Below are 15353 nucleotides of genomic sequence, written 5' to 3'. Positions count from 1 at the left end.
AATAAAAGGAACCCTGCGATGAGCCTGTGGCGCACCACCCCGAACATCGAGCAGTTGAACGCGATCCAGAAAAACACCATCGGCGAAGTGCTGGACATCCGCTTCGAAGCGTTCGACGACGAGTCCCTGACCGCCAGCATGGCGATCGACCACCGTACCCACCAGCCCTATGGCCTGCTGCACGGCGGCGCCTCGGTGGTGCTGGCCGAAACCGTCGGCTCGATGGCCAGCTACCTGTGCATCGACGCCAGCAAATTCTATTGCGTGGGCCTGGAGATCAACGCCAACCACTTGCGCGGGCTGCGCAGCGGACGGGTGACGGCGGTGGCCAAGGCCATTCACCTGGGCCGCACCACCCACGTCTGGGATATCCGCCTGACCAGCGACGAAGGCAAGGCCAGCTGCGTGTCGCGCCTGACCATGGCGGTGGTGCCGCTGGGCGAGCGCCCGCCGGCGCGTTAGGTGCCGATTGCGCCATAGCCGTGACCGGACTGTCATCATTCCTGGCAGTTACGGTCATTGCTGCGCAGCGCGCTCTTGCGGACAATCGCCGCATGTTTCCCGCTCATGGACCTGCCGGTATGCCGCAACCGATCTTCTTCGCCCACGCCAACGGGTTCCCTTCGGGCACCTACGGCAAACTGTTCGCGGCGCTGGCGCCGGAATACCGGGTCGCGCATCTGGAGCAGCACGCCCATGACCCGCGTTTCCCGGCGGACGACAACTGGCACAACCTCGTCGATGAACTGATCCATCACTTGCGCCAGCAAGACGAGCCGGTGTGGGGCGTCGGCCATTCCTTCGGCGGCATGCTGCACCTGCATGCGGCCCTGCGCTGCCCGGAGCTGTACCGCGGGGTGGTGATGCTCGATTCGCCGGTGCTGACCCGTACCGATCAATGGGTGATCCGCGCCGCCAAGCGTTTCGGCTTCATCGACCGGCTGACCCCGGCGGGGCGCACCCTGGGCCGGCGGGAAGAGTTCGCCGACCTCGCCAGCGCCCGCAGCTACTTTGCCGGCAAGACCCTGTTCCGGGGCTTCGACCCGGAATGCTTCGATGCCTACCTGCAGCACGGCCTGCACAGGGTCGGCGACAAACTGCGCCTGCGCTTCGACCCGGCCACCGAAATCAGCATCTACCGCAGCGTGCCGCACACCAGCCCCGGCCGCACCCGCCAGCTGAAAGTGCCGCTGGCGGTGGTGCGCGGGCACAAGAGTCGGGTGGTGATGAACCATCACACCCGTTACGTCGGGCGCCTGCCGCAAGGTGAATCGCTGAGCATGCCCGGCGGCCACATGTTTCCCCTCGAACGGCCGCAGGACACGGCGCGTCTGCTTAAAGGCCTGTTCGAGCGTTGGGAAAACCGTCAGGGCAGGGACTGCGCATGAGCCCGGCCGTCGAGGAAGTGCGCCTGAGCCTGCCGCACATCGAACTGGCGGCGCACCTGTTCGGCCCCGAAGACGGCCTGCCGGTGATCGCCCTGCATGGCTGGCTGGACAACGCCAACAGCTTCGCCCGCCTGGCGCCGATGCTCAAAGGCCTGCGCATCGTCGCCCTGGACATGGCCGGCCACGGGCATTCCGGGCACCGCCCGAACGGTGCCGGCTACGCGCTGTGGGACTACGCCCACGATGTGCTGCAGGTCGCCGAGCAATTGGGCTGGAAGCGCTTCGGCCTGCTCGGGCATTCGCTGGGGGCCATCGTTTCGCTGGTGCTGGCCGGCTCGATGCCGGAGCGCATCAGCCATCTGGCGCTGATCGACGGGGTGATTCCGCCCACCGACAAAGGCGAAAACGCCGCCGAGCGAATGGGTATGGCCCTGCAGGCGCAGTTGGATCTGCGGGACAAGCGCAAACCGGTCTACGGCACCCTCGACCGCGCCATCGAAGCGCGCATGAAAGGCCTGGTGGCGGTCAGCCGCGAGGCCGCCGAACTGCTGGCGCAACGGGGCCTGATGCCGGTGCCCGGCGGCTACACCTGGCGCACCGACAATCGCCTGACCCTGCCGTCGCCGCTGCGCCTGACCCAGGAGCAGGCGATGGCGTTCGTCCAGCGCATCACCTGTCCCGCGCAACTGGTGGTGGCGGCCGACGGCATGCTGGCCAAGCACCCGGAACTGCTGGAGCGTCTACCCTTCAGTCGGGAACAGTTGCCCGGCGGGCACCATCTGCACCTGAACGACGCGTCCGGCGCGGGGCTTGTCGCAGACTGTTTCAATCGGTTCTTCGCCATTTCTTGACTTGCGCCGGGCAACTGTCGAGGCTGGGCGGGTTGAAATGGGAGACGACCAAGATGGATTTCCGCACCGCAACCCCGCACCGCCTCCAGGGCACCCAGGCCATGCCGACCCGATGAGCCTGCGCATCCGACTCATCAGTCTGCTGGCGTTGGGGTGTTTCAGTGCCGCAGCGTCGGCCGCCGACCTGCCCGGCAGCCAGGACCTGCCGATCGTGCCGCGCCTGGCCGACGCGCAGATCGTCGATTACCGCGCGCCGGTCGAGATGGAACGCATCTACCCGTTGGGCTCGATCCGCAAGATCAGCGGCCAGTTGCGCTTCGACGGCCAGGTCAGCGCCCGCGGCCAGACCACCTCGGTCACCTATGAGCTACCGCCGGAGCATTCCTCCACCGAAGCCTTCACCGTCGCCCGCGAGGCCCTGCAGAAGCAGGACGCCGAGCTGCTGTTCTGGTGCCAGGCCCGGGATTGCGGCGAGAGCAGCCTGTGGGCCAACGAAGTGTTCGGCAATGCCAAGCTGTACGGCGCCGACGAACAGCAGGCCTATCTGCTGCTGAGGCTGGCGGCCCCCCGGGACAACACGCTGGTGGCGCTCTACGGGATCACGCGGGGCAACCGCAAGGCCTACCTGCATGTCGAGCAGTTCGAGTCAGGCGCGCCGTTGGGTGACCTGCTGCCGACCTCCGCGACCCTGCTGCGCCAGCTCAAGAGCACCGGCGAGCTGGACTTCCCGAAGCTGTCGGGCGAACCGGACGACACCTGGCTGCGTCTGCTGTCCCGCGGGCTGAACCTCGACACCACGCTGCGGGTGACGGTCTCCGGGCCGAAGGCCGAGGCCTGGCGCCAGGCCCTGATCGGTTCGGGCGTGCGCGCGGCCCGGATGGAAACCGGCAGCGGGGACGCTTCCGGCCTGCGCATCGAGCTGCTGCGCTAAGCGTATCGGGCGGACACGGGCGACGTGTTCGCCTACTCTTTGGCTGACTCAATTCTTCGGGGCTTCACATGCTCAATAACGATCGGCTGTTGGTGCAGATCCTGTTGCTGGTGCTGTTCGGCGCCAGCCTGTGGGTGATGGCGCCGTTCTGGTCGGCGCTGTTCTGGGGGGCGGTGCTGGCGTTCGCCAGTTGGCCGCTGATGCGCCTGCTGACCCGCTGGCTCAACGGCCGCGAATCCCTGGCGGCGCTGGTGCTGACCGTCGGCTGGATGCTCCTGGTGGCGGCGCCGCTGGTGTGGCTGGGGTTCAACCTGGCCGACCACGTGCGTGACGCCACCTCGTTCATCAAGGACGTGCAGGTCGACGGCCTGCCGGAGGCGCCGGACTGGCTGGGCACGGTGCCGCTGGTGGGCGAGCGGCTGGTGCGGGTCTGGAACAGCATCGACCAGCAGGGCGCAGCGGTCATCGTGGCGGTCAAACCTTACCTCGGGCAGGTCGGCAACTGGCTGCTGGCGCGCAGCGCGCAGATCGGCGGCGGCATTCTCGAACTGACCCTGAGCATCGTCTTCGTGTTCTTTTTCTACCGTGACGGCCCGCGGCTGGCGGCGTTCGTCCATAGCCTGCTCGAACGGCTGATCGGCGACCGCGCCGGTTACTACATCGAGCTGGTGGCGGGCACGGTGCAGCGGGTGGTCAACGGAGTGATCGGCACCGCGGCGGCGCAGGCGATCCTGGCGCTGATCGGCTTCCTGATCGCCGGGGTGCCGGGGGCGCTGGTGCTGGGGATCGTCACCTTCCTGCTCAGCCTGATCCCGATGGGGCCGCCGCTGGTGTGGATTCCGGCCACGGCGTGGCTGGCCTGGAAGGGCGAGTACGGGATGGCCGTGTTTCTCGGGATCTGGGGCACGTTCATCATCAGCGGCGTGGACAACGTGCTCAAGCCGTACCTGATCAGCCGCGGCGGCAACCTGCCGCTGGTGATCGTGCTGCTCGGGGTGTTCGGCGGCTTGATCGCGTTCGGCTTCATTGGCCTGTTCATCGGGCCGACCCTGCTGGCCGTGGCCTACAGCCTGCTGACCGACTGGAGCAAGAGCCAAGGGCGGGTCGAAGACCGGCGCTGAGGCGTTGCCCGGCCATCGGCGACGCCCCCCATCGCCAGCAGGCGGGCTCCCACAGGGTTTTGCGTTGAACAACGGTATCGCGTTCAGCAAAGATCCCGTGCGGGAGCCAGCCGATACGCCGCAAGGCGGATCAAGGCAGTGGCTCCCGCAGGGAGCCCGGCAGTTCCACGCCAGGTCACCTGCGGGAGCGGGCCTGCCCGTCATGCCTTCGGCTCAAGTCGACACATTCAGGTATTTGCCCACCGGTGCCGCGTTGTCGAGCGAGTACTGCTTGCTCAGGTTGGCGATCATGCGGTTCAGCGCCTCGGTCGCTGACTGTCGGGTGTCGGCCGTCGCTTCGTCGTTCGGGCGTTCGCGGCCAGCCTGCAGCGCAGCCTTCAACTCGTCGCTGCTGACACCGCCGCTGCTGTCGCTGTCCAGCACCTTGAGCAGCGCGGCGGCGTTGTCGGTGTCGGACGACGAGGCGCTGGCGCCGGTCTGCAGGGCGCTGTTCAGTTCAGTGGCGGTGACGCTGCCGTCGCCGTCGGCATCGAGCTGGCTGAACAGTTCATCTCCGGATGCCTGCTGCGGCGGCGGTGGCGGCGGAGTGAGGCTGGCGGCGAGCTCGTCCTGGCTGACGACGCCGTCCTTGTTCTTGTCCAGGGCCGAGAAGATTTCGCCGCTGTCGGCATCGCTGCCCGCACTGGTCAGGCCGCTGCTCAGTTCGTCGCCGCTGATGGCGCCGTCGCCGTCGGTGTCCAGGGCGCTGATCAGGGCATCGGCCAGGTCGGTGTTCGGTGCCTGGTCATGGGGCGGTGGCGGCGGAGGCGCCATGGCGGTCATTTCTTCGGCGCTGAGGCTGCCGCTGGCGTCGCTGTCCAGATCGCCGAACTGCTGGCTCAGGCTGACCAGCAGGCCATCGTCGGACTTCTGCGACAGGGCGCTGCCCAGTTCGTCCTGATCCACCGCACCGTCGCCGTTGCTGTCGAGCTTGGCGAACAGTTCCTTCTGCAGTTGCTGGCTGCGGGCGTTTTGCGTGGCGGTGCTGCTGGTGCTGGTATAGCTCGTGTAGTTGCTGACGCTACCGATCATCGGGCTCGCTCCTTGGGCTGGAAACCGGTGGGTGTACCGGTTTGTGCAGCTTCATGGGGCGAGTTGTCGTGGGTATGTGGTTTTTGTACCGGGCGGTACACACGCATGAGGACGAACCTGCTCGCCAGAGCGGTCTGTCAGCCAGCCTCTCTGTTGCGAGCAGGCTCGCGCCCGCTTGGGGCTCGGCAGGGCGTCAGGCGCGGGGCAGGCGGATGACGGCGGTGAGGCCGCCGCCCGGGGTCTCTTCCAGGGTCAGTTGCCCGCCCAGGCGCTGCGCCGCTTCCCGGGCGATGGTCATGCCGAGGCCGACGCCGCCGGAGTTGCGGTTGCGCGAGCCTTCCAGCCGGTAGAACGGCTCGAACACCGCTTCGCGTTTGTCCGCCGCGATGCCGGGGCCGTGATCGACCACCCGGATCAGCAAGTGCCCGCGTTGGTCGTGCAGTTCGATGTGCGCCTGGCCGGCGTAGCGCAGGGCGTTGTCCATCAGGTTGTTGATGCACGAGCGCAGCGCCATCGGCTGCACCTGCAACGGCGCGCAGTGGCCGCTGACCCGGACGTCGGCGCCCTGATCCTGGGCGTTCTCGCACAGCGATTCGACCAACGCCTGCACGTCCATCCACTGCAGCGCTTCGCTGGTGCGCTGTTCGTGCAGGTAGGTCAGGGTGGCGTCGAGCATGCCGATCATGTCGTCCAGGTCCTGGCGCATCTGGCCTTGCAGCCTGTCGTCGCTGATGTTCTCCAGGCGCAGCTTCAGGCGCGACAGCGGCGTGCGCAGGTCATGGGACACGGCGCCGAGCATCCGGGCGCGCTGCTGCACCTGCTCGCGGATGCGTCGCTGCATCAGGTTGAAGGTGTGCGCCGCCTGCCGTGCCTCCCGGGGGCCGGACTCGTCCAGCGGCGGGCTGTCGAGGTCCTCGCTCAGGCGTTCGGCGGCGTCGCTCAGGCGCTGGATCGGCCGGCTCAGCAGCTTGGCGCCGTACCACGCGGCAATGATCAGCGAGACGAACTGGAAGGTCAGCGGCACCAGCGGGCCGCCGAACCAGGGGCGGGGCGGGCGCTGGGCGAAGCGCGGATCCGGCGGTCGCTTGGGGTCGAACTGCCCGGAGAACTCCGCAGGCATCGGAGGCGGCGGCGGAGGGCCGTACAGCCTGAACCAGGCGAAGGCCAACAGGTGCGCCAGGACGATCGCCAGAAAGAGCACGCCGAACAGGCGGCCGAACAGCGTGTCGAAGCGCGCCCGCATCAGCCGATGTCCCGCGCGTCGAACAGGTAGCCCTCGCCGCGCACGGTCTTGATCAGTTGCGGCGCTTTCGGGTCGTCGCCCAGCTTCTGCCGCAGGCGCGACACCAGCAGGTCGATGCTGCGGTCGAACGCTTCGATCGAGCGGCCCCGGGCGGCGTCGAGCAGCTGTTCGCGGCTGAGCACCCGGCGCGGGCGTTCGATGAAGACCCACAGCAGGCGGAATTCGGCGTTGGACAGCGGCACGACCAGGCCGTCGTCGGCGATCAGCTGGCGCAGGACGCTGTTCAGGCGCCAGTTGTCGAAGCGGATGTTGGCGCGCTGCTCGGTGCGGTCGTCGCGCACCCGGCGCAGGATCGTCTGGATCCGCGCCACCAGTTCCCGGGGCTCGAAGGGCTTGGCCATGTAGTCGTCGGCGCCCAGTTCCAGGCCGATGATGCGGTCGGTGGGCTCGCAGCGGGCGGTGAGCATCAGGATCGGGATGTCCGATTCGGCGCGCAGCCGGCGGCACAGCGACAGACCGTCCTCGCCGGGCAGCATCAGGTCGAGCACCACCACGTCGAAATGCTCGGCCTGCAGGGCCTGGCGCATGGCGGCGCCGTCGGTGACGCCGCTGGCGTGAATGTTGAAGCGGGCCAGGTAGTCGATCATCAGCTCGCGGATCGGCACGTCATCGTCGACGATCAGCGCACGGATGCTCCAGCGCTTGTCGTCTTTGTGCTCTTCGTTCACGGAGGCTTGGGAGTTGTGCATGGGGCTGTTCATCTGCCAGTGGGGCGCCAACCACAAAGATAGGCTGCGAGGTTGTGGTTTCAGCATAGGCGTCCGGCCGCGGGGCGGGAAGGGCTGCTGTAAGGACGTGTTGCGGCTGGCGAGGCTAGCGCGCACGCTTGTTGTCGGCGTGTCGGTTGTGTATCGGGATCGACACAATAGCGCCGAACGCTGTCCGGATCATGGCCTTCGCTGCGATTTACCGATCATCGGGTGCCGCGCCGCCGCCGGTTCCGCTACAATGCGCGCCGATTTCGACTTGCCTGAGAGCCCGCCCATGTCCGCCTGCCAGACGCCCATCATCGTCGCCCTGGATTTCCCTACCCGTGACGCCGCCCTGAAGCTGGCCGACCAGTTGGACCCGAAGCTGTGCCGGGTCAAGGTGGGCAAGGAACTGTTCACCAGCTGCGCCTCGGAGATCGTCGGCACCCTGCGCGACAAGGGGTTCGAGGTGTTCCTGGACCTGAAATTCCATGACATCCCCAACACCACCGCGATGGCGGTCAAGGCCGCGGCCGAGATGGGCGTGTGGATGGTCAACGTGCACTGCTCCGGCGGCCTGCGCATGATGGCGGCCTGCCGCGAAGAACTGGACAAGCGCAGCGGCCCGCAGCCGCTGCTGATCGGCGTGACCGTGCTGACCAGCATGGAGCGCGGTGACCTGGCCGGCATCGGCCTGGACATCGAGCCGCAGGAGCAGGTGCTGCGCCTGGCCGCGTTGGCCGAAAAGGCCGGGATGGACGGTCTGGTGTGCTCGGCCCAGGAAGCCCAGGCCCTGAAGGCGGCGCACCCGGCGCTGCAACTGGTGACTCCGGGGATCCGTCCGGCGGGCAGCGCCCAGGACGACCAGCGCCGCATCCTGACTCCGCGCCAGGCGCTGGACGCGGGCTCCGACTACCTGGTGATCGGTCGCCCGATCAGCCAGGCGGCGGATCCGGCCAAGGCCCTGGCGGCGGTCGTGGCCGAACTGGCCTGATCCGAACGCCGCGCAATGCCTGCGGGAGCCACGGTGCGACTTCGCACTGTCGCTCCCGCAGCGGTTTCTGAGGGCTTCAGACCTTCAGCACCAATTTTCCGAAGTTCTCGCCGCTGAACAGCTTCGCCAGCGTCTCGGGGAACGTTTCCAGTCCGTCGACGATGTCTTCCTTGCTCTTGAGTTGCCCCTTGGCCAGCCAGCCGGCCATTTCCCTGGCGGCATCGGCGTACTGCGCGGCGTAGTCCATCACCACGAAACCCTCCATCCGTGCGCGGTTGACCAGCAACGACAGGTAGTTGGCCGGGCCTTTGACCGCTTCCTTGTTGTTGTACTGGCTGATGGCGCCGCAGATCACTACCCGCGCCTTGAAGTTCAGGCGGCTCAGCACCGCGTCGAGGATGTCGCCGCCGACGTTGTCGAAATACACGTCCACGCCGTTCGGGCATTCGCGCTTGAGGCCGGCGAGCACGTCTTCGCGCTTGTAGTCGATGGCGCCGTCGAAGCCCAGCTCATCGGTCAGGTACTTGCACTTGTCGGCGCCGCCGGCGATGCCGACCACCCGGCAACCTTTGATCTTGGCGATCTGCCCGGCGATGCTGCCCACCGCACCGGCGGCGCCGGACAGCACCACCGTGTCGCCGGCCTTCGGCGCGCCGACGTCCAGCAGGGCAAAGTAGGCGGTCATGCCGGTCATGCCCAGGGCGGACAGATAGACCGGCAGCGGCGCGAGTTTCGGATCGACCTTGTAGAAGCCCCTCGGCTCGCCGAGGAAGAAGTCCTGCACGCCCAGGGCGCCGTTGACGTAGTCGCCGACCGCGAAGTCCGGGTGGTTCGAGGCGGTGACCTGGCCCACGCCCAAGGCACGCATGACTTCGCCGATGCCCACCGGCGGAATGTAGGACTTGCCTTCGTTCATCCAGCCACGCATGGCCGGATCCAGGGACAGGTATTCGTTCTTGACCAGGATCTGTCCCGCCGCCGGTTCGCCGACCGGAACGGTCTGGTAGGTGAAGGTTTCGCGGGTGGCGGCGCCCACGGGGCGTTTGGCGAGCAGGAACTGGCGATTGTTCTTGGAAGTCATGGCAGGCACTCGGGCTTGGTGAAGCCTAGTTGATAGACCGTCGCCGCCGATGCCGCAAGGTCGGCCGACGGGCCGAATGCAGGCCGATCCAGTTCGGTGATAGTGATGCGCGGGCGTTCATCACTGCAATCCATGGGCGGCCAACGGGGCGTTTGATAGTGCTGACGCGCTGCGGGCCGCTGTGGCTATTCTGAACGCCGATGTTTCCCCTGCTTGCACAACCCTTCGAGGACACAACAATGAGCATGACGTTTTCCGGCCAGGTTGCCGTAGTGACGGGCGCGGCCAACGGCATCGGCCGCGCCACCGCCCTGGCGTTCGCAGCCGAAGGCCTGAAAGTGGTGGTGGCGGACCTGGATGCGGCCGGAGGGGAAGGCACCGTGGCGCTGATCCGCGCCGCCGGCGGTGAGGCGACCTTCGTGCGCTGCAATGTGACCGTCGAGAGCGAAGTGAAAAATCTGATGGAAGAGGTGATCAAGGCCTACGGTCGCCTCGACTATGCCTTCAACAACGCCGGCATCGAGATCGAGAAGGGCAAGCTGGCCGAAGGCTCGATGGACGAGTTCGACGCGATCATGGGCGTCAACGTCAAAGGCGTCTGGCTGTGCATGAAGTATCAATTGCCGCTGCTGCTGGCCCAGGGCGGCGGGGCGATCGTCAACACCGCGTCGGTGGCCGGGCTCGGCGCCGCGCCGAAGATGAGCATCTATGCCGCCTCCAAGCACGCGGTGATCGGCCTGACCAAGTCGGCCGCCATCGAGTACGCCAAGAAAAAGATCCGGGTCAACGCTGTGTGTCCGGCGGTGATCGACACCGACATGTTCCGCCGGGCCTACGAGGCCGATCCGAAGAAGGGCGAGTTCGCCAACGCGATGCATCCGGTCGGCCGCATCGGCAAGGTCGAGGAGATCGCCAGTGCGGTGCTGTACCTGTGCAGCGATGGCGCGGCGTTCACCACCGGTCATTCCCTGGCGGTGGACGGCGGCGTCACGGCGTTCTGAATGCAGGCGGGACAACGCCTCGGGAAACCCGCCTTCGTGCGGGTTTTTCGTTTTCAACTGGCGCGACGAGCCAATTAAACATTGTATTTCAAATAGTTAGAGGAGCCCTTTTTGGCGGCGTTGTCGCACAGCGTGCCCGGCGTCGCTGTGCTTTACTGCCGCCAGCAAAACGGACAGGAGTTGGCTTGCTCATGGAATTGAGAATTGATCGTCAGGCAATGGTGCCGGTCGTCCAGCAGATCGTTGACGGACTGACCGAATGGATCGTGCAGGGCGAGGTGGCCCCGGCCACGCGTTTGCCGTCCGTGCGGCAGATTGCGCGCAGCAACCTGCTCAGCCAGTCGTGCGTGGTTGAAGCCTGCGAGCGCCTGGTGGCCCAGGGGCTCCTGGCCGTGCGTCCGGGGTCGGGGTTCATGGTGGCCTCCGGACTGTCGGCGCGCTGCGGCCCCGCCGGATATGCCGTCGGCGGGGCTGGCGACGCGGCGGCCGGCTTGAGGCTGTGCTGCGGGGTTCTGCCGGAGAGCTGGCGCGAGCCCGACGACCTCAGCTACGCGATCCGTCAGGTGGCGCGCACCGACATGGCGGGCCTGTTCAACTACGGCACGCCGCTGGGCCTGCCGGCCTTGCGTGAGCAGATCGTCAAGCGCCTCAAGGGGCTGGACATCAAGGTGGGCGACGACCAGGTGCTGACCACCGCCGGGGCCAGCCAGGGCCTCGACCTGATCGTGCGTGCGCTGTTCAAGGCAGGCGACTGCGTGCTGGTCGAATCCCCCGGCTATGCGCCGCTGTTCGAGCTCCTGCGCTTGCAGGGCGTGCGCATGCTTGAGGTGCGCCGGCTGCCCGACGGCCCGGACACCGAGGCGCTCGAGACGTTGATCCGAAGCTTCCGGCCCAGGGCGCTGTTCATCAACAGCCATCATCAGAACCCCACGGGCAGCAGCCTGACGCCGGCGGTCGCTAAGCGGATCCTGATGCTGTGCAAGGCCCATGACGTGCGCCTGATCGAAGACGATGTCTACGCGGACCTGCATCATGGCCGGGGCGCGCGTCTCGCGGCGTTGGGCGACGGCCACGGGGTGATCTACATCGGCAGTTTCTCCAAGACCCTCAGCAGTTCGATCCGGGTCGGCTATGTGGCGGCGGACGCCGAATTCATCGCGCAGCTGGCCCGCATCAAGACGGTCAGCAGCCTGGGAGGGTCGGGATTCTGCGAAGCGGTGCTGGCGAGCCTGCTGGCCAGCGGCGCCTACCGCAAGCTGGTGCAGCGTTTGCGTCAGCGTCTGGCCACCGATCGAGCAGCCGCTCTGGAGGCGCTGGAGGATGCCGAGTGGGAAGTGTTCGGCAAGCCCGCAGGCGGCCTGTTCATCTGGGCCCGGCCGGCGTTGGCCGATGAGGCGCGGCTGCATGAGCGGGCGCGCGGCTGCGGCGTGGCGCTGTCGCCGCCGGACGCGTTCAGCCCCAGCGGCGAACGCAGCGACTGGCAGCGCATCAACGTGGCCTATGCCTGCGATCCGCGTGCCCGTAGGTTCTTTCAGGAGGGGATGGCAGATCGACCTCGAGTGTTCTGAAAACGACGCGTGCCTAGCTTTTTGCCATTATTCCGACGCCAGAGACTTGTGCTGGTTCATGGCCGTTGCGAATCTTCGGAAACAGACAATGGCAGGGGACTACGCGCAATGATTTCGGCCGTGCAAGGACGTTTTGCCAACCTCGGTATGGCGAAAAAACTGGGTGTCGGGTTTGTTCTGGTGCTGCTGTTGACCGCCCTGGTGGCAGCCATCGGCGTCTGGTCCCTGCAAACGATCAGTCAGCGCTTCGACGGCCTCAAGCAGATGTCGTCGCTCAACAGCGGCCTGCTCAAGGTGCGCTTGCTGGAGCAGGACTACGCGCTGCACGCCAATCCGAAAACCGTCGACGCCTTGCATGAGGGCGTCGACGGCCTGCTGGCCCTGGCCGCACAGCTCAAGGCGCAATCGGCGGCCAACGCCAAGGTGATGAGCGATGTCGAGCAATCGCTGGGCGCCTACCGCAAGGCCTTCGACGAGTTCGTGTCCCTGACCCAGGCCAAGGACCTGGCGCTGGAGATGGCCAGTTGGTCGGTGTCCAGCGTGGCCAACAACCTGGATGTGCTGCAGGCCGGGCTGGCCGATGACGGCGCGTACACCCTGAAGGACACCGAGGGCAAGGACGGTGCGCAGTTCATCGAGCAGGCCAGTCAGGTCAGTCAGGTGTCCCGTCTTATGCTCCAGGCGATGAACGAGGCGCGGGTGCGCCTGGACCAAAGCCGCAAGGGCGATGCCGACAGCGCCGGCAAGGGCAATATCGAGCAGGCGGCCCAGGCCCTGTCCCAGGCCGAACAGTTGAAGACGACGGTCAAGGACGAGGGCTACCTGACGGTGCTCAACGAGGTGTCCGGGCACATCGCCGGCTTCAATGACAAACTGGCCGAATACACCGGCTTGCTCGCCCAGGAAAAGACCGTGTACGAGCAGTTGCACCAGCGTGCCGCCGAAGTGGTGGCGCGGGTCGATCAGGCCTATGCCGACGAAGACGGCGCGATGCAGGCGGAACTGAAGAAGAACTCGGTGCTGATCATCGGCTCCTCGGCGTTGGCGTTGCTGGTGGGCCTGGTTGCGGCCTGGGTGATCACCCGGTTGATCGTCGCGCCGCTGCGCAGCGTGATCCGTGTCGCGCAGCAGATCGCCGCCGGCGACCTGAGTTCGAAGGTCGAAGTGACCCGCCGCGACGAAATCGGCCAACTGATGGCCGCCATGCAGCAGATGGGCGACGGGCTGAGCGCCATCGTCAGCGGATTGCAGGCGGGCATCGAGCAATTGGCCGGCTCGGCGCAGTCGCTGTCGGCGGTGACCGAGCAGACCAACCTCGAAGTCAGCAGCCAGAAAGAGGAGACCGAACAGGTCGCCACGGCCATGAACCAGATGACGGCCACCGTCCATGACGTCGCCCGCAATGCCGAAGAGGCGGCGCTGGCGGCGCAGACGGCCGACGGCAAGGTCGAGAGCGGTCAGCAGGTGGTGCGCCAGAGCATGGCGCGCATCGAGCAGTTGGCGGAGTCGGCGACGACGGCCAGTTCCAGCATCGAAAGCCTCAGTGCGGAAATCCAGAACATCGGCACGGTGCTCGGCGTGATCAAGAGCGTCGCCGAGCAGACCAACCTGCTGGCGCTCAACGCGGCCATCGAAGCGGCCCGGGCCGGCGAGCAGGGCAGGGGCTTCGCGGTGGTGGCCGACGAGGTGCGGGCCCTGGCGCGGCGCACCCAGCAATCGACGGAAGAGATCGAGCGGCTGGTGAGCGCGCTCCGGGCGGCGGCGCACGCCTCGGTGCAGCAGATCCAGAGCAGCGGCGAACTGGTGAAACTGGCGGTCAGCGATGCGCTGCAGACGGAAAGCGCGCTGGGCAGCATCGCGGCGGCGGTGTCGCTGATCCAGCAGATGAACCAGCAGATCGCGGCGGCCGCGGAGGAACAGAGTTCCGTGGCCGAGGAGATCAACCGCAGCGTGACCAGCATCCGCGCGAGTGCCGACCAGTCGTCGATCGCGATGCAGGGCAACGCGGCGTCCAGCGTGGAGCTGGCGCAGCTGGGGCATGAACTGAAAGGGATGGTGGGGCACTTCAGGCTCTGAGCCCGACAGACTCCGCAGGCGCGAGCCTGTCGCCCACAAAAAAGCCACCTTCCGGTGGCTTTTTCGTTTGCGACGCACTCAGTCGTAGATCACGCGTTTCTTCCAGTCCGCATCGGCTTCGACTTCCTTGAGGCCGGCGGTCAGCTGGTTCTCTTCGCCTTCCACCGGTGCGATCTTGTCCATGACCTGCGCGTTGGCCCGGGCCAGGAGCTTTTCCAGGTACTCCAGCTGTTCGGCGTAGATCCGCGGATCCTGCTGCTTGCGCAGGTACTGGACGCCGCGCTCGAAGGCCAGGCGGGCCTGGCCAGGCTGGTTCTGCTGCAGGAAGTGCTGGCCGAGGTTGTTGAAGAACTCGATGTGCAGCAGCACCAGGATATGGCGCACCTCGCGGACCCAGTGCTTGGCTTCGTTCGGCGGCAGGAAACCGTCCTGGGCGGCGCGGGTGATCTGGCCGTGCAGGGCTTCGAGCAGGAAGCGCACGTCCTTGGCCTTGGCTTCGGTCTGGATCGGCGACGGCGGGTTGTTGACCGGGATCGATTCGCCCTGGGCCACCAGTGCGCTCAGTTCGGTGATGCGTGCCTTGGTGGTGGCGCTGGTCTTTTCCAGGTTCAGCAGGCGCTGGCAGACGTTCAGCTCCAGGCGGGTCAGCAGCAGCTTGAGCGCCGGGGTCATGAACTGGCCGGGGAACGTTTCGGTCAGTTCGCCGCAGCGGCGCAGGCGGTCGTTGAGTTCGACCTTGGTGCGGGCCTTCTCCAGTTTGTTGTTTTCCACCACATGGTTCATGTAGCCAATGGCGATCAATAGGGCGATCCCGGCTACGACTAGCAGGGTGATCATGAGTGGTGTCACCGGTAAGACCTCTTTATAGGGTTCACGATCGAGTGTAGTGGCTTGGCATTTAAGCGCCTAGGGCCGCTCGACGAGTTGGATCGGCGTGGCCCAACCTGTATCGGCCAGGCACCTGCTTATATGAATGCTGGCGCATGGGGTTCAGATTGCCATCACCTGTGCCGTGGACTATAACGCCTTGGCGGGTGTCGGAATATAGGCGTCAAACGCCGGACGGCAGAAAAGCCCGGACGGCCTCTGAAAGCAGGTCGAAGTCATTGATTTAAATAAATTTATATCAGGGGGTTGACGACCTCTCAAACCATCCATAGAATGCGCGCCACTTGCAGCGTAAAGCACACAGCGAAACGAAGCAGGGAGTGAATGTTGTAGCGTGTCCCCTTCGTCTAGTGGCCTAGGACACCGCCCTTTCACGGCGGTAACAGGGGTT

General features: G+C 66.3%; 14 protein-coding genes and 1 pseudogene. 10 read left to right on the top strand and 5 right to left on the bottom strand.

The features are described 5' to 3' along the window. Window positions 1–18: 18 nt before the first annotated feature. From ACIP0B_RS12495 to ACIP0B_RS12475, 5 genes are all read left to right on the top strand, one after another. Window positions 19–462, top strand: a complete 444-nt coding sequence (locus ACIP0B_RS12495; protein ID WP_400832234.1) for a hotdog fold thioesterase — start codon at window positions 19–21, stop codon at window positions 460–462. Between the two features lie 119 nt (window positions 463–581). Next, complete coding sequence (locus ACIP0B_RS12490; protein ID WP_400832233.1) at window positions 582–1388, top strand: alpha/beta fold hydrolase; 807 nt, start codon at window positions 582–584, stop codon at window positions 1386–1388. After that, window positions 1385–2239 (top strand): alpha/beta fold hydrolase, encoded by an 855-nt coding sequence (locus ACIP0B_RS12485; RefSeq protein WP_400832232.1) that lies wholly within the window; start codon window positions 1385–1387, stop codon window positions 2237–2239. The genes ACIP0B_RS12490 and ACIP0B_RS12485 overlap by 4 nt, the downstream gene beginning before the upstream one ends. A gap of 124 nt (window positions 2240–2363) precedes the next feature. Then, window positions 2364–3170 carry a DUF4892 domain-containing protein gene (locus ACIP0B_RS12480; protein WP_400832282.1) on the top strand — a complete coding sequence of 269 codons (807 nt, stop codon included), beginning with the start codon at window positions 2364–2366 and terminating at the stop codon, window positions 3168–3170. A 68-nt stretch (window positions 3171–3238) separates the two neighbouring features. Beyond that, window positions 3239–4291: an AI-2E family transporter gene (locus ACIP0B_RS12475; protein ID WP_400832231.1), complete on the top strand. Its 1053-nt coding sequence runs from the start codon at window positions 3239–3241 to the stop codon at window positions 4289–4291. A gap of 213 nt (window positions 4292–4504) precedes the next feature. Here the strand turns inward: ACIP0B_RS12475 and xopAW are convergent, their stop codons facing one another. The 3 genes from xopAW to ACIP0B_RS12460 form a co-directional block, all read right to left on the bottom strand. After that, a complete protein-coding gene (xopAW, locus tag ACIP0B_RS12470; RefSeq protein WP_400832230.1) occupies window positions 4505–5362 on the bottom strand; it encodes a XopAW family type III secretion system calcium-binding effector in 858 nt (285 codons plus the stop codon). 193 nt (window positions 5363–5555) lie between these two features. Next, the gene (locus tag ACIP0B_RS12465; protein ID WP_400832228.1) at window positions 5556–6605 is read right to left on the bottom strand and encodes a sensor histidine kinase; all 1050 of its coding nucleotides are present in this window, start codon (window positions 6603–6605) and stop codon (window positions 5556–5558) included. Next, a complete protein-coding gene (locus ACIP0B_RS12460) occupies window positions 6605–7366 on the bottom strand; it encodes a response regulator (protein ID WP_400832227.1) in 762 nt (253 codons plus the stop codon). The genes ACIP0B_RS12465 and ACIP0B_RS12460 overlap by 1 nt, the downstream gene beginning before the upstream one ends. Window positions 7367–7649: 283 nt before the next feature. Here ACIP0B_RS12460 and pyrF point away from each other — a divergent pair, with 283 nt between their 5' ends. Continuing rightward, on the top strand, window positions 7650–8348 hold the full coding sequence (gene pyrF, locus ACIP0B_RS12455) for an orotidine-5'-phosphate decarboxylase (protein WP_400832226.1): 699 nt from the start codon (window positions 7650–7652) through the stop codon (window positions 8346–8348). A gap of 76 nt (window positions 8349–8424) precedes the next feature. On the opposite strand, the gene ACIP0B_RS12450 is transcribed toward pyrF, so the two are convergent. Next, window positions 8425–9429, bottom strand: coding sequence for an NADP-dependent oxidoreductase (locus ACIP0B_RS12450; RefSeq protein ID WP_400832224.1), 1005 nt, complete (start codon window positions 9427–9429; stop codon window positions 8425–8427). A gap of 239 nt (window positions 9430–9668) precedes the next feature. Between ACIP0B_RS12450 and ACIP0B_RS12445 the strand changes: the two genes are divergently transcribed. The 4 genes and pseudogenes from ACIP0B_RS12445 (at window position 9669) to ACIP0B_RS12430 (ending at window position 14074) form a co-directional block, all read left to right on the top strand. Beyond that, on the top strand, window positions 9669–10430 hold the full coding sequence (locus tag ACIP0B_RS12445; protein ID WP_400832223.1) for an SDR family oxidoreductase: 762 nt from the start codon (window positions 9669–9671) through the stop codon (window positions 10428–10430). Window positions 10431–10621: 191 nt separating this feature from the next. After that, the gene (locus tag ACIP0B_RS12440) at window positions 10622–11998 is read left to right on the top strand and encodes a PLP-dependent aminotransferase family protein (RefSeq protein WP_400832221.1); all 1377 of its coding nucleotides are present in this window, start codon (window positions 10622–10624) and stop codon (window positions 11996–11998) included. Window positions 11999–12106: 108 nt separating this feature from the next. Then, window positions 12107–13168 (top strand): annotated as a pseudogene (locus tag ACIP0B_RS12435) (HAMP domain-containing protein); the annotation flags it as partial. 24 nt (window positions 13169–13192) lie between these two features. After that, on the top strand, window positions 13193–14074 hold the full coding sequence (locus ACIP0B_RS12430) for a methyl-accepting chemotaxis protein (RefSeq protein WP_371856089.1): 882 nt from the start codon (window positions 13193–13195) through the stop codon (window positions 14072–14074). A gap of 78 nt (window positions 14075–14152) precedes the next feature. Here ACIP0B_RS12430 and ACIP0B_RS12425 read toward each other — a convergent pair whose 3' ends face one another. Then, entirely contained in the window at window positions 14153–14911 is a 759-nt protein-coding gene (locus tag ACIP0B_RS12425; RefSeq protein ID WP_225927212.1) for a hypothetical protein, read from the bottom strand. Between the last annotated feature and the right edge of the window lie 442 nt (window positions 14912–15353).

It is taken from the genome of Pseudomonas sp. NPDC089534 (assembly GCF_044749305.1).
Lineage (GTDB): Bacteria > Pseudomonadota > Gammaproteobacteria > Pseudomonadales > Pseudomonadaceae > Aquipseudomonas > Aquipseudomonas ekonensis.
The sequence above is the reverse complement of the archived record's forward strand: the minus strand, read 5'-3'. Positions and strand labels throughout refer to the sequence as shown.

Bases quoted from the DNA above. Each gene is read 5' to 3' on its own strand.
- ACIP0B_RS12485 (WP_400832232.1), top strand. From the start codon at position 1,385: ATGAGCCCGGCCGTCGAGGAAGTGCGCCTGAGCCTGCCGCACATCGAA.
- ACIP0B_RS12460 (WP_400832227.1), bottom strand. From the start codon at position 7,366: ATGAACAGCCCCATGCACAACTCCCAAGCCTCCGTGAACGAAGAGCAC.
- ACIP0B_RS12430 (WP_371856089.1), top strand. From the start codon at position 13,193: ATGGCCGCCATGCAGCAGATGGGCGACGGGCTGAGCGCCATCGTCAGC.
- pyrF (WP_400832226.1), top strand. From the start codon at position 7,650: ATGTCCGCCTGCCAGACGCCCATCATCGTCGCCCTGGATTTCCCTACC.
- ACIP0B_RS12465 (WP_400832228.1), bottom strand. From the start codon at position 6,605: ATGCGGGCGCGCTTCGACACGCTGTTCGGCCGCCTGTTCGGCGTGCTC.
- ACIP0B_RS12440 (WP_400832221.1), top strand. From the start codon at position 10,622: ATGGAATTGAGAATTGATCGTCAGGCAATGGTGCCGGTCGTCCAGCAG.
- ACIP0B_RS12495 (WP_400832234.1), top strand. From the start codon at position 19: ATGAGCCTGTGGCGCACCACCCCGAACATCGAGCAGTTGAACGCGATC.
- ACIP0B_RS12490 (WP_400832233.1), top strand. From the start codon at position 582: ATGCCGCAACCGATCTTCTTCGCCCACGCCAACGGGTTCCCTTCGGGC.
- ACIP0B_RS12450 (WP_400832224.1), bottom strand. From the start codon at position 9,429: ATGACTTCCAAGAACAATCGCCAGTTCCTGCTCGCCAAACGCCCCGTG.
- ACIP0B_RS12445 (WP_400832223.1), top strand. From the start codon at position 9,669: ATGAGCATGACGTTTTCCGGCCAGGTTGCCGTAGTGACGGGCGCGGCC.
- ACIP0B_RS12425 (WP_225927212.1), bottom strand. From the start codon at position 14,911: ATGATCACCCTGCTAGTCGTAGCCGGGATCGCCCTATTGATCGCCATT.
- ACIP0B_RS12475 (WP_400832231.1), top strand. From the start codon at position 3,239: ATGCTCAATAACGATCGGCTGTTGGTGCAGATCCTGTTGCTGGTGCTG.
- xopAW (WP_400832230.1), bottom strand. From the start codon at position 5,362: ATGATCGGTAGCGTCAGCAACTACACGAGCTATACCAGCACCAGCAGC.